We start from the raw sequence: 11,946 nt of genomic DNA, 5'->3' as shown, positions 1-11,946 counted from the left end.
CCGCCGGTCCGCCACCGGTCCTGCGGGGGCACGGCACCCGAAGCAGCCGAAGGTCCCTCATGTATCCCTTGCTCTTCCACAGCGTCCTCTCCCGGCTGGACTCCGAGCGGGCCCACCGCCTGGCGTTCGCGGCCATCCGCTCCGCCGCCGCCGCACCCGGCGTGCGCAGCGCGGTCCGCGTCACCGCGGCCCCCCGCCACCCCGAACTCCGCGTCCACGCGCTCGGCATCGACTTCCCCGGCCCCTTCGGGCTCGCCGCGGGCTTCGACAAGAACGCCGTCGGCATCGACGGACTGACCATGCTCGGCTTCGACTTCGTCGAGGTCGGCACCGTCACCGCACGCGCCCAGCCGGGCAACGAGCCGACCCGGCTCTTCCGGCTGATCCCGGACCGGGCCCTGGTCAACCGGATGGGCTTCAACAACGACGGCTCCGCCGCCGTCGCCGCCCGGCTGGCCCGCCGCCGGTACGGGCAGCGCACCCCGTACCGGCCCAACGCCGTCGTCGGCGTCAACATCGGCAAGACCAAGGCCGTCCCCGAATCGGGTGCCATCGCCGACTACGTCACCTCCGCGGAACGGCTCGCGGGACACGCCGACTACCTCGTCGTCAACGTCTCCTCGCCCAACACCCCGGGACTGCGCGACCTCCAGGCCGTCGCCCACCTGCGCCCGCTGCTCGAAGCGGTCCGCGCCGCTGCGGACCGCGTCGCGGGCGGCACCGCCAGGGCCGCCGCGCCGGGCACCCCCGGGCGCGTACCGCTGCTGGTCAAGATCGCTCCCGACCTCGCGGACGAGGACGTCGACGCGGTCGCCGACCTGGCCCTGGAGCTGGGCCTCGACGGCATCATCGCCACCAACACCACCATCGCCCGCGAGGGCCTGGTCACCGCGCGTTCCCGGGTCGAGTCCATCGGCGCCGGCGGCCTGTCAGGGGCGCCGCTGCGGCAGCGCTCCCTGGAGGTGCTGCGCCGCCTCTACGCGCGCGTGGGCGCGCCAGCCGGGAACGGGATCGTGCTCGTCGGCGCCGGCGGCATCGAGACCGCCGCGCACGCCTGGGAGCGGATCCTCGCCGGCGCCACGCTCGTCCAGGGCTACAGCGCCTTCGTCTACGAGGGCCCGCTGTGGCCCCGCAGGATCCACCGCGGCCTCGCGGAGCTGCTGGCCGCGTCCCCGTACGCCACCCTCGCCGACGCCGTCGGCGCCGACGCCAGGAAGGCGACCGCATGACCCCCGAGCCCGCCGAGCCCTTCGGCCGCCGGCTGCACCGGGCGACGGCCGCCCGCGGCCCGCTGTGCGTCGGCATCGACCCGCACGCCGCGCTGCTGGCCCGCTGGGAGCTGCCGGACGACCCGGCGGGTCTGGAGCGGTTCGCGATGACCGCCGTCGAGGCGCTGGCCGACCGCGTCGCGGTGCTCAAGCCGCAGTCCGCGTTCTTCGAGCGCTTCGGCTCCCGCGGCGTCGCCGTGCTGGAGAAGGCCGTCGCGGCGGCGCGGGCGGCCGGGGCGCTGGTCCTCATGGACGCCAAGCGCGGCGACATCGGCTCGACGATGGGCGGCTACGCCGCCGCGTACCTCGACAAGGACGCTCCGCTGCGCTCCGACGCGCTGACCGTCACCCCCTATCTCGGGTACGAGTCGCTGCGCCCGGCGCTGGACGCCGCCCACGCCGCCGGCGCCGGCCTCTTCGTCGTCACGCTCACCTCCAACCCGGAGGGCGCCGAGGTACAGCGCGCCGCCGTGCACGGCGCGCACGGCGCACGAACCGTCGCGCAGACGATGCTGGACCACATCGCCGCCGAGAACCGCGGTGCGGAGCCGCTCGGTTCGGTCGGCGCCGTCGTCGGCGCCACCCTCGCCGAAGCCGGCGCGGACCTGGCCGTCAACGGCCCGCTGCTGGCCCCCGGCATCGGCGCCCAGGGCGCCGCGCCCGCCGACCTCCCGCGGGTCTTCGGCGCCGCCCTGCCCCAAGTCCTGCCCAGCGCAAGCCGGTCGGTGCTGGCGCACGGACCGGATATCGCGAGGCTGCGGGTAGCGGCCGAACAATTGGCCGATGACGTACGGAACGTATGCCAATAAACCGGGTCATATACCCAGAACTTGCCGCGGAACTTGAGTCTGACCAGGACTTTTCGTCTGTTCTCGCTGACTGGCGCGTTCTCGGCCGCTAGTCTCCGTCATCAGAGCGCGGGCGCCAGCGCGTTGCTCGTTGCTCCGCAGGTGCGGGGCCACTAGGTTCCACACCGTTCCATATCCGATTAGTTCGACATCCGAGGTGACGTAGGCGTGGCTCTTCCGCCCCTTACCCCTGAACAGCGCGCAGCCGCGCTCGAGAAGGCCGCAGCGGCTCGCCGGGAGCGCGCCGAGGTCAAGAATCGGCTGAAGCACTCCGGCGCTTCCCTGCACGACGTCATCAAGCAGGGCCAGGAGAACGACGTCATCGGCAAGATGAAGGTCTCCGCCCTGCTTGAGTCCATGCCCGGCGTGGGCAAGGTGCGCGCCAAGCAGATCATGGAGCGTCTCGGCATCTCAGAGAGCCGTCGGGTGCGCGGTCTGGGCTCCAACCAGATCGCCTCGCTGGAGCGCGAGTTCGGCAGCACCGGTTCCTGACGTTCCGAGGCACTCCCGGAAACCGGGATAATCGCTGCATGAGTACAGCCTTCTCCCGGGGGGCGGCCCCCGTCCCGCCGGCAGATCGTCTGCGGCTGACCGTGCTCTCCGGCCCCTCGGGGGTCGGCAAGAGCACGGTCGTCGCGCATCTGCGCAAGGTCCATCCCGAGGTGTGGCTCTCGGTCTCCGCGACGACCCGCAGGCCGCGCCCCGGCGAGCGGCACGGCGTCCAGTACTTCTTCGTCAGCGACGACGAGTTCGACAAGCTCGTCGCCAACGGCGAGCTGCTGGAGTGGGCGGAGTTCTCCGGTAACCGGTACGGCACCCCGCGCGGGCCCGTGCTGGAGCGGCTGGACGCCGGCGAGCCCGTGCTGCTGGAGATCGACCTCCAGGGGGCGCGGCTGGTCCGGGAGAGCATGCCCGACGCGATGCTGGTCTTCCTCGCCCCGCCGAGCTGGGACGAGCTGGTCCGCCGGCTCACCGGGCGCGGCACGGAGCCGCCGGAGGTCATCGAGCGCCGGCTGGCCGCGGCGCGGACCGAGCTGGCGGCCGAGGAGGAGTTCGACGCGACCCTTGTCAACACCTCCGTCGAGGATGTCTCCGCCGAGCTGCTAGCCTTGATGCAGGTTTGATTCGTGAAGTTCCACTGGAAGGCTGGATAGGTTGTCCTCTCCCATCACCGCGCCCGAGGGCATCATCAACCCGCCGATCGACGAGCTGCTTGAGGCGACCGACTCCAAGTACAGCCTCGTGATCTACGCGGCGAAGCGCGCGCGGCAGATCAATGCGTACTACTCCCAGCTCGGCGAGGGCCTGCTGGAGTACGTCGGCCCGCTGGTGGACACCCACGTGCACGAGAAGCCGCTGTCCATCGCGCTCCGCGAGATCAACGCGGGTCTGCTGACCTCCGAGGCCACCGAGGGTCCCGCGCAGTAGGCATCCCTCATCCACCGGGCCCGGCAGCGCGGCTGCCGGGCCCGTGGTGTGTCATGGGGGGTGGAGACGACGAGCGGTGGGGAGCGGAGCATGGCGGAAGCGGCGGAGGAAGCGGCACCGGCCGAGGTGGTGCTGGGCGTCAGCGGCGGCATCGCGGCGTACAAGGCGTGTGAGCTGCTGCGGCTCTTCACCGAGTCGGGCCACGCGGTACGGGCCGTGCCCACGGCCGCCGCGCTGCACTTCGTCGGCGAGGCCACCTGGGCGGCGCTCTCCGGACGCCCCGCCGCCACCGAGACCTGGGCGGACGTGCACGAGGTCCCGCACGTGCGGATCGGCCGGCGGGCCGACCTCGTGGTCGTCGCCCCCGCCACGGCCGACGTGCTCGCCAGGGCGGCCCACGGCCTGGCCGACGACCTCCTGACGAACACCCTGCTCACCGCCTCCTGCCCGGTCGTCTTCGCGCCCGCCATGCACACCGAGATGTGGGAGCACCCCGCGACCCAGGCCAACGTGGCCACGCTGCGGGCCCGCGGCGCCGTCGTCATCGAGCCCGCCGTCGGCCGGCTCACCGGCACCGACACCGGCAAGGGCCGGCTGCCGGAGCCGGCGGAGATCTTCGAGGTCTGCCGCCGCGCGCTCGCCCGCGGCGCCGGGGGACTGGCCCCCGACCTCGCCGGCCGGCACGTCGTCGTCAGCGCGGGCGGCACCCGCGAGCCGCTGGACCCCGTGCGCTTCCTGGGCAACCGCTCGTCCGGCCTCCAGGGGTACGCCCTGGCCCGTACCGCCGTGGCCCGCGGCGCCCGGGTCACGCTGCTGGCCGCGAACACCGCGCTGCCCGATCCCGCGGGCGCCGACATCGTGCGCGTGGGCACCGCCGTGGAGCTCCAGGAGGCCGTGGTGAAGGCCGCGGCCGACGCCGACGCCGTCGTCATGGCCGCGGCCGTCGCCGACTTCCGCCCGGTGACGTACGCCAGCGGCAAGATCAAGAAGAAGGACGACCGCGAGCCGGACCCGATCACGCTCACCCGCAACCCCGACATCCTCGCCGGGATCTCCGCCGCCCGGCCGCGCCCCGGGCAGGTCGTCGCCGGCTTCGCCGCCGAGACCGACGACGTGCTCGCCAACGGCCGCGCCAAGCTCGCCCGCAAGGGCTGCGACCTGCTCGTCGTCAACGAGGTGGGGGAGACCAAGGCGTTCGGCTCCGACGGCAACGAGGCCGTGGTGCTCACCGCCGACGGGCACGAGGTGCCCGTGCCGTTCGGGCCCAAGGAAGCGCTGGCCGACGTGGTGTGGGACCTCGTGGCGGAACGGTTCGGCTGAGCCGTCCGCTGCCGACACTCCGGCAGATTATTGCTGCTTTCCGGGGGAACTCCTGCGGGAACCTGCTGTTCCCCAGGTCAACGGGCATCCAGGGACCGAGACGGGTTGTCCCTTGAGCGAGACTCCCGGATAAAATGGCCCGCGGGCCCGTCCCGGAAGCGCCCGGCCCGGGTCCGCAACCGATCAGCCAGCAGCCGCTGCAACCATGGGGAGCGATGTGTCCCGCCGTCTTTTCACCTCGGAGTCCGTTACCGAGGGCCACCCCGACAAGATCGCTGACCAGATCAGCGACGCCATCCTCGACGCCCTTCTCAAGGACGACCCGCACTCCCGCGTCGCGGTCGAGACGCTGATCACCACCGGCCAGGTGCACGTGGCCGGCGAGGTGACCACCTCCGGTTACGCGGACATCGCGACCCTCGTACGGAACAAGATCCTGGAGATCGGGTACGACTCGTCGAAGAAGGGCTTCGACGGCGCCTCCTGCGGCGTCTCCGTGTCCATCGGCGCCCAGTCGCCGGACATCGCCCAGGGCGTGGACACCGCGTACGAGAGCCGGGTCGAGGGATCCGGCGGCGACGACCTCGACCTCCAGGGCGCCGGCGACCAGGGCCTGATGTTCGGCTACGCCTGCGACGAGACGCCCGAGCTGATGCCGCTGCCCATCCACCTGGCGCACCGGCTCTCCGCCCGGCTCAGCGAGGTCCGCAAGAACGGGACCATCCCCTACCTGCGCCCCGACGGCAAGACGCAGGTCACCATCGAGTACAACGGCGACAAGGCGGCCCGGCTCGACACCGTCGTCGTCTCCTCGCAGCACGCCTCCGACATCGACCTGGACTCGCTGCTGACGCCCGACATCCGCGAGTTCGTCGTGGAGCCGGAGCTGAAGGCGCTCCTCGACGACGGCATCAAGCTGGACACCGAGGGCTACCGCCTGCTGGTCAACCCCACCGGCCGGTTCGAGATCGGCGGCCCGATGGGCGACGCCGGGCTCACCGGGCGCAAGATCATCATCGACACCTACGGCGGCATGGCCCGGCACGGCGGCGGCGCCTTCTCCGGCAAGGACCCCTCCAAGGTCGACCGCTCCGCCGCGTACGCCATGCGCTGGGTCGCCAAGAACGTCGTGGCCGCCGGCCTGGCCTCGCGCTGCGAGGTGCAGGTGGCGTACGCGATCGGCAAGGCCGAGCCGGTCGGGCTCTTCGTCGAGACCTTCGGCACCGCGACGGTCGACGTCGAGAAGATCGAGAACGCCATCTCCGAGGTCTTCGACCTCCGCCCGGCGGCGCTCATCCGCGACCTGGACCTGCTGCGCCCGATCTACTCCCAGACCGCCGCGTACGGCCACTTCGGCCGCCCGCTGGCCGACTTCACCTGGGAGCGGACCGACCGCGTCGACGCGCTGCGCAAGGCCGCCGGCATCTGAGCGGCCACCCCGCTTCCCCGCGGATCGCCGTCCGCACACCGGGTCGGGTGCGGACGGCGCGACGACGCACCGAGGTCCCGTGCCGCGCGCCGAGGGCCCGTAGGTGATCCGCCGGACATTCCCGGGGCCCCGGACCGCGGTCCGGGGCCCCCGGGCGTCCGGCGCGGTGTCCGCAGCGTCTGGTAGGACGGAGGGGTGAGCAGCGACGACGGCCGGGAGGCGGCACCCGAGGGAGCGGAGCAGCTCGCCCTCATCCGGGAGACCGTGCGCAAGGCCAAGGGCCCCCGCGCCCGCCCGCGCACCTGGCGCGGCGCCGCGCTGGCCGAGGAGTTGCCCGTCGCCCGCGTCCTGGTCGACAAGGGCCTGCTCCACCTCGACCGCCTCTTCGACTACGCCGTGCCCGCCGCGATGGACGCCGAGGCGCGCCCCGGCGTGCGCGTGCGCGTCCGCTTCGGCGCCGGCGAGCGCGAGGGGCGCCGGGAGGGCGGCGGGCTGATCAACGGGTACGTGGTCGAGCGCCGTGCCGACAGCGACTTCCCCGGCACGCTCGCGCCCCTCGCCCAGGTCCTCTCGCCCGAGCCCGTCCTGGGGGCCCAGCTCCTGGACCTGTGCCAGGCCGTCGCCGACCGGTACGCCGGCGCCCTCGCCGACGTCGTCCAGCTCGCGCTGCCGCCGCGGATGGCCCGCGCCGAGAAGAAGCCCTCGCCGGAACCGCTCCCGCCACCCTCCGCGCCCGAGGCCGGGAGCTGGGCGCGCTACGCCAACGGGCCCGGGCTGCTCACCGCGCTGGCCGGCGGCGGCGCCCCGCGGGCGGTGTGGACGGCGCTGCCGGGGCCCGACTGGCCCGACGAGCTGGCCCGCGCGCTGGCCGCCGCCCTCGCCGCCGGCCGCGGCGCCCTCGCCGTGCTGCCCGACGGCCGTGCCGCCGCCCGCGTCGACGAGGCGCTGACCGCCCTCGTCGGCCGCGGCCGGCACGTGCTGCTCACCGCCGACGCCGGGCCCGAGGCCCGCTACCGCCGCTGGCTCGCGGTCAGCCGCGGCGCCGTCCGCGGCGTCGTCGGCACCCGGGCCGCCGCCTTCGCGCCCGTACGGGACCTCGGGCTCGCCGCCATCTGGGACGACGCCGACACCTCTCACGCCGACGACCGCGCCCCGCAGCCGCACGCCCGGGAGATCCTGGCCCTGCGCGCTGCCCGCGAGCACACCGGGCTCCTCGTCGGCGGCCACGCGTGCAGCGTCGAGGCCGCCCGCTACGTGGAGAGCGGCTGGGCCCAGCCCGTCGCCGCCCCCCGCGAGACGGTACGGGCCGCCGCGCCGCTCGTCCGCACGGTCGGCGACAGCGAGCAGGCCCGCGACGCGGCGGCCCGCGCCGCCCGGCTGCCGACGCTCGCGTGGCAGGTCGCGCGGGAGGGGCTGCGGGCCGGTCCCGTGCTGGTGCAGGTGCCCCGCCGCGGGTACGCGCCCCGGCTGGCCTGCGCCCGCTGCCGCGCGCCCGCGCGCTGCGCCCGCTGCGCCGGGCCGCTGGTCGGCGAGGGCCGCCGGGAGGCGCTGGTGTGCGGCTGGTGCGCGACGCGGGAGCACGCCTGGCGCTGCCCCGAGTGCGGCGGTACGCGGCTGCGCGCGCAGGTCGTCGGCGCCCGGCGGACGGCGGAGGAGCTGGGGCGGGCGTTCCCGTCGGTGCCGGTGCGCACGTCGGGGCGCGACCATGTGCTGGCGCGGGTGCCGGACGCCCCGGCGCTGGTCGTCAGCACGCCGGGCGCGGAGCCCGTCGCGGAGGGCGGGTACGCGGCGGCGCTGCTGCTCGACGGCTGGGCGCTGCTGAACCGCCCGGACCTGCGGGCGGGGGAGGAGGCGCTGCGGCGCTGGCTGACCGCCGCGGCGCTGGTCCGCGGCTCGGCGGCGGGCGGGGTGGCGGCGGTCGTCGCGGACCCGGCGCAGCGTCCGGTGCAGGCCCTGGTGCGCTGGGACCCGGCGGGCTTCGCCGGCACGGAGCTGGCGGAGCGCGCGGAGCTGGGCTTCCCGCCGGTGTCCCGGATGGCGGCGGTCTGGGGACCGGGGGAGGCGGTCACGGCGTTCGTCGGCGACGCAGGGCTGCCGCCGTCGACGGAGGTGCTGGGCCCGGTGCCGGTGCCGGTGCCGGAGTCGCCGGGCGGGCGGGGTGCCGCGGGGGGCGGCCCGGCGCCGGGGGAGTCGTGGGAGCGGGTGCTGCTACGGGTTCCGCCGGGTCACGGAGCCGCCCTGGCGGCGGCCCTGAAGGCGGCGCAGGCGTCCCGCATGGCCCGCCGCACGGGCCCACCCCTGCGCATCCGCATCGACCCCCCGGACATCGGCTGAGCGCCGGGGCGGGGCGCAGGACGGCAGGGGACGGGCTTGCGCGGACGGATCCCGGGCCCCGGGCGGCCGCTGTCAGGACTGCGTGATCGCGACCGCGTCCGTCTGCTGGGCCGGGGCGGCCGTGCCAGGGGCCGGGCGGGCGGCCGGGACGACCGGGAGCGTTCCCGACGGCAGCCGGGACTCGCCGGCGGGGGAGCCCGCGGCCTCGGCGGAGCCGGCCTCGCGGGGTTGCTGGGCGCGGCGGGTGCCGTAGCGGCGGTGGACCGCCTGCTTGGTGACGCCCAGCGCCGAGCCCACCGCGTCCCAGGAGAAGCCGAGCGAGCGGTCGAAGTCGACGGCCGCGGTCACCAGCGTCTCGACACTGTCCCGCAGCTCCTGGGCGAGCCGCACCGTGGGCGCCGGGGCCCGCCCGTACACGACGAAGCCCGCGGACGGGCCCGTCCGCCGGGGGCGGTAGACGTTGCCAAGCTGGGCGGTGAGGGTGCGCAGCGCGTCGACCTGCCTGCGCACCCTTTCGATGTCCCGCACCAGGAGCTGCAGGCTCGCCCGCGCCTGGGCGTCGTGGCTTGCGTGGTCGGCCATGGAGAAGCCTCTCGAACCGGCGTCGTTCGGATCGGGCCGCGGAGCGGCCCGTTTCGGTCGTTTTTCACTTTCCTGACTGAGCAACGCGACACTTACTCGGCGGTCACGGGTCGGGGGCGCGCGCTCCGTGCCCGGGAGCGTGCGGCCGATCGCACGCCCCTGGCGTATCCGGACCACGGCGTTCCGCCCGCGCCCGCCCCCGGCCCCGCCTGCGCGGGTCCTAGACTTGGCCCGCCCCCCTCGCCGCCACGACCGCCCGTCCCGTACGCCCACGCCCGCGCCACCAGCGCCGCCGAGAGGACCCGCACCGCCCATGAGGCTCGTTTTCGCCGGTACGCCGGAAGTCGCCGTACCCGCCCTCGACGCCCTGCTCGCGTCGGACCGGCACGAGGTCGTCGCCGTCGTCACCCGGCCCGACGCGCCGGCCGGGCGGGGCCGGCGGCTCGTGGCGAGCCCCGTCGCGCAGCGCGCCGAGGAGGCCGGCATCGAGGTGCTGAAGCCCGGGCGGCCCAAGGAGCCGGAGTTCCTCGACCGGCTGCGCGCCATCGGCCCCGACTGCTGCCCCGTCGTCGCGTACGGCGCCCTGCTGCCCAAGCCCGCGCTCGACATCCCCGTGCACGGCTGGGTCAACCTGCACTTCTCGCTGCTCCCCGCCTGGCGCGGCGCCGCGCCCGTGCAGCACGCGATCCTCGCCGGCGACGAGGTGACCGGCGCGACCACGTTCCGGATCGAGGAAGGGCTCGACTCCGGGCCGGTGTTCGGGGTCGTCACCGAGCAGGTGCGGCCCACCGACACCAGCGGCGACCTGCTGACCCGGTTGGCCATGGCCGGCTCGGGGCTGCTCGCCGCCACCATGGACGGGATCGAGGACGGCAGCCTCAAGGCCGTGCCGCAGCCCGCCGAGGGCGTGACGTCGGCGCCGAAGATCCAGGTGGCGGACGCGCGGCTGGACTTCGCCGCCCCCGCGCTGCGCGTCGACCGCGTGGTCCGCGGCTGCGCCCCCGCGCCCGGGGCCTGGACGACGTTCCGCGGCGAGCGGCTGAAGGTCCGCTCGGTCACCCCTCGCCCGGAGCGCACGGACCTGGCGCCCGGCGAACTGGCCGTGGAGAAGTCCGCGGTGCACGTCGGCACCGGTTCGTACGCCGTGGAGCTGCAGTGGGTGCAGGCCCAGGGCAAGCGGCCGATGGCGGCGGCGGACTGGGCGCGCGGGGTGCGCATCGCCTCGGGCGAACGCCTCGGCGACGGGCCGGAGCCGGCCGGGGCGTAGGCTTCCGGTGTACGCAACTGCCAGCCCCGGAGCACATTTCACGTGAGCGACCAGCCGCGCCGTCGCCGGCCCGCCAAGCCCTACCGCAGGCCGCAGAAGGATCCCGTACGGATCCTCGCCTACGACGCGCTCCGCGCGGTCGACGAGCGCGACGCCTACGCCAACCTCGTGCTGCCGCCCATGCTCAGGCAGGCCCGGCAGCGCGACGGCTTCGACGCCAGGGACGCGGCGCTGGCGACCGAGCTGGTCTACGGCACCCTGCGCCGCCAGGGCACGTACGACCGGATCATCGCCGCCTGCATCGACCGCCCGCTGCGCGAGGTCGACCCCGAGGTGCTCGACGTCCTCAGCCTCGGCGCCCACCAGCTCCTCGGTACCCGCATCCCGCCGCACGCCGCCGTCTCGGCGACGGTGGAGCTGGCGCGCGTCGTCCTGGGCGACGGGCGGGCGCGGTTCGTCAACGCCGTGCTGCGCAAGATCGCCGCCCGCGACCTGGACGCCTGGCTGGCCGAGGTGGCGCCCCCCTACGCCGACGACCCCGAGGAGCACCTCGCCGTCGTCCACTCCCACCCCCGCTGGATCGTCTCCGCGCTCTGGGACGCGCTCGGCGGCGGCCGGGCCGGGATGGAGGAGCTGCTGGCCGCCGACAACGAGCGTCCCGAGGTCACCCTCGTCGCCCGCCCCGGCCGGGTCACACCGACGGAGCTGAGCGGTCCGGACACGCTGCCGGGGCGCTGGTCCCCGTACGCGGTGCGGCTGGCCGAGGGCGGCGACCCGGGCGCGCTTGACGAGGTGCGCGACGGCCGGGCGGGCGTGCAGGACGAGGGGAGCCAGCTCGTCGCGCTGGCGCTCGCGAACGCCCCGCTGGAGGGCCCCGACACCCGCTGGCTCGACGGCTGCGCCGGCCCCGGCGGCAAGGCGGCGCTGCTCGGGGCGCTGGCCGCGGAGCGCGGCGCGGCGCTGGTGGCGGCCGAGAAGCAGCCGCACCGGGCCCGGCTGGTCGCCCGCGCGCTGGCCGGCAACCCGGGCCCGTACCAGGTCGTCGTCGCCGACGGCACCCGCCCGGCCTGGCGCCCCGGCGGCTTCGACCGCGTCCTCGTGGACGTCCCCTGTACGGGCCTGGGCGCCCTGCGCCGCCGCCCCGAGGCCCGCTGGCGCCGCCGCCCCGAGGACCTGGAAGGCTTCGCGCCGCTCCAGCGGGCGCTGCTGGAGGACGCGCTGCGGGCGGTACGCACCGGGGGCGTCGTCGGCTACGTCACCTGCTCCCCGCACCCCGCCGAGACCCGCGCCGTCGTCGACGACGTGCTGAAGGCGGCCGGCGCCCCCGCCGCCGAGCTGGTCGACGCCCGCCCGCTGCTGCCCGGCGTGCCGGAGCTCGGCGAAGGACCCGACATCCAGCTCTGGCCGCACCGCCACGGCACCGACGCGATGTACCTCGCGCTGCTGCGCCGCACCGGCTGAGGCCCCTGC

At 75.5% G+C, this 11,946-nt stretch carries 11 protein-coding genes; 10 read left to right on the top strand and 1 reads right to left on the bottom strand.

Annotation, left to right across the window (positions count from 1 at the left end; genetic code table 11):
* Nucleotides 1-59: 59 nt before the first annotated feature.
* From OG946_RS04325 to OG946_RS04290, 8 genes are all read left to right on the top strand, one after another.
* Nucleotides 60-1,229 carry a quinone-dependent dihydroorotate dehydrogenase gene (locus OG946_RS04325; RefSeq protein WP_326794834.1) on the top strand — a complete coding sequence of 390 codons (1,170 nt, stop codon included), beginning with the start codon at nucleotides 60-62 and terminating at the stop codon, nucleotides 1,227-1,229.
* Complete coding sequence (pyrF, locus tag OG946_RS04320; RefSeq protein WP_326794833.1) at nucleotides 1,226-2,077, top strand: orotidine-5'-phosphate decarboxylase; 852 nt, start codon at nucleotides 1,226-1,228, stop codon at nucleotides 2,075-2,077. Before OG946_RS04325 ends, pyrF begins: the two co-directional genes overlap by 4 nt.
* Before the next feature lie 207 nt (nucleotides 2,078-2,284).
* Nucleotides 2,285-2,608 carry an integration host factor gene (locus OG946_RS04315; RefSeq protein WP_018836707.1) on the top strand — a complete coding sequence of 108 codons (324 nt, stop codon included), beginning with the start codon at nucleotides 2,285-2,287 and terminating at the stop codon, nucleotides 2,606-2,608.
* Nucleotides 2,609-2,646: 38 nt separating this feature from the next.
* Nucleotides 2,647-3,240, top strand: coding sequence for a guanylate kinase (gmk, locus tag OG946_RS04310; protein WP_326794832.1), 594 nt, complete (start codon nucleotides 2,647-2,649; stop codon nucleotides 3,238-3,240).
* A 31-nt stretch (nucleotides 3,241-3,271) separates the two neighbouring features.
* Nucleotides 3,272-3,544: a DNA-directed RNA polymerase subunit omega gene (gene rpoZ, locus OG946_RS04305; protein WP_018836705.1), complete on the top strand. Its 273-nt coding sequence runs from the start codon at nucleotides 3,272-3,274 to the stop codon at nucleotides 3,542-3,544.
* Nucleotides 3,545-3,634: 90 nt separating this feature from the next.
* The gene (gene coaBC, locus OG946_RS04300; RefSeq protein WP_326794831.1) at nucleotides 3,635-4,864 is read left to right on the top strand and encodes a bifunctional phosphopantothenoylcysteine decarboxylase/phosphopantothenate--cysteine ligase CoaBC; all 1,230 of its coding nucleotides are present in this window, start codon (nucleotides 3,635-3,637) and stop codon (nucleotides 4,862-4,864) included.
* 217 nt (nucleotides 4,865-5,081) lie between these two features.
* Complete coding sequence (gene metK / locus OG946_RS04295) at nucleotides 5,082-6,293, top strand: methionine adenosyltransferase (protein WP_018836703.1); 1,212 nt, start codon at nucleotides 5,082-5,084, stop codon at nucleotides 6,291-6,293.
* A 195-nt stretch (nucleotides 6,294-6,488) separates the two neighbouring features.
* Nucleotides 6,489-8,627, top strand: coding sequence for a primosomal protein N' (locus OG946_RS04290; RefSeq protein ID WP_326794830.1), 2,139 nt, complete (start codon nucleotides 6,489-6,491; stop codon nucleotides 8,625-8,627).
* A gap of 72 nt (nucleotides 8,628-8,699) precedes the next feature.
* Here OG946_RS04290 and OG946_RS04285 read toward each other — a convergent pair whose 3' ends face one another.
* Nucleotides 8,700-9,209 (bottom strand): hypothetical protein, encoded by a 510-nt coding sequence (locus OG946_RS04285; RefSeq protein WP_326794829.1) that lies wholly within the window; start codon nucleotides 9,207-9,209, stop codon nucleotides 8,700-8,702.
* 313 nt (nucleotides 9,210-9,522) lie between these two features.
* Between OG946_RS04285 and fmt the strand changes: the two genes are divergently transcribed.
* The gene (fmt, locus tag OG946_RS04280; RefSeq protein ID WP_326794828.1) at nucleotides 9,523-10,476 is read left to right on the top strand and encodes a methionyl-tRNA formyltransferase; all 954 of its coding nucleotides are present in this window, start codon (nucleotides 9,523-9,525) and stop codon (nucleotides 10,474-10,476) included.
* Nucleotides 10,477-10,518: 42 nt separating this feature from the next.
* Nucleotides 10,519-11,937, top strand: a complete 1,419-nt coding sequence (locus tag OG946_RS04275) for an RsmB/NOP family class I SAM-dependent RNA methyltransferase (protein WP_326794827.1) — start codon at nucleotides 10,519-10,521, stop codon at nucleotides 11,935-11,937.
* Nucleotides 11,938-11,946 lie beyond the last annotated feature (9 nt).

Origin of the sequence: Streptomyces sp. NBC_01808 (assembly GCF_035917395.1) — a bacterium.
Taxonomy (GTDB): domain Bacteria; phylum Actinomycetota; class Actinomycetes; order Streptomycetales; family Streptomycetaceae; genus Streptomyces.
This window is presented reverse-complemented; position numbering and strand designations above follow the sequence as displayed.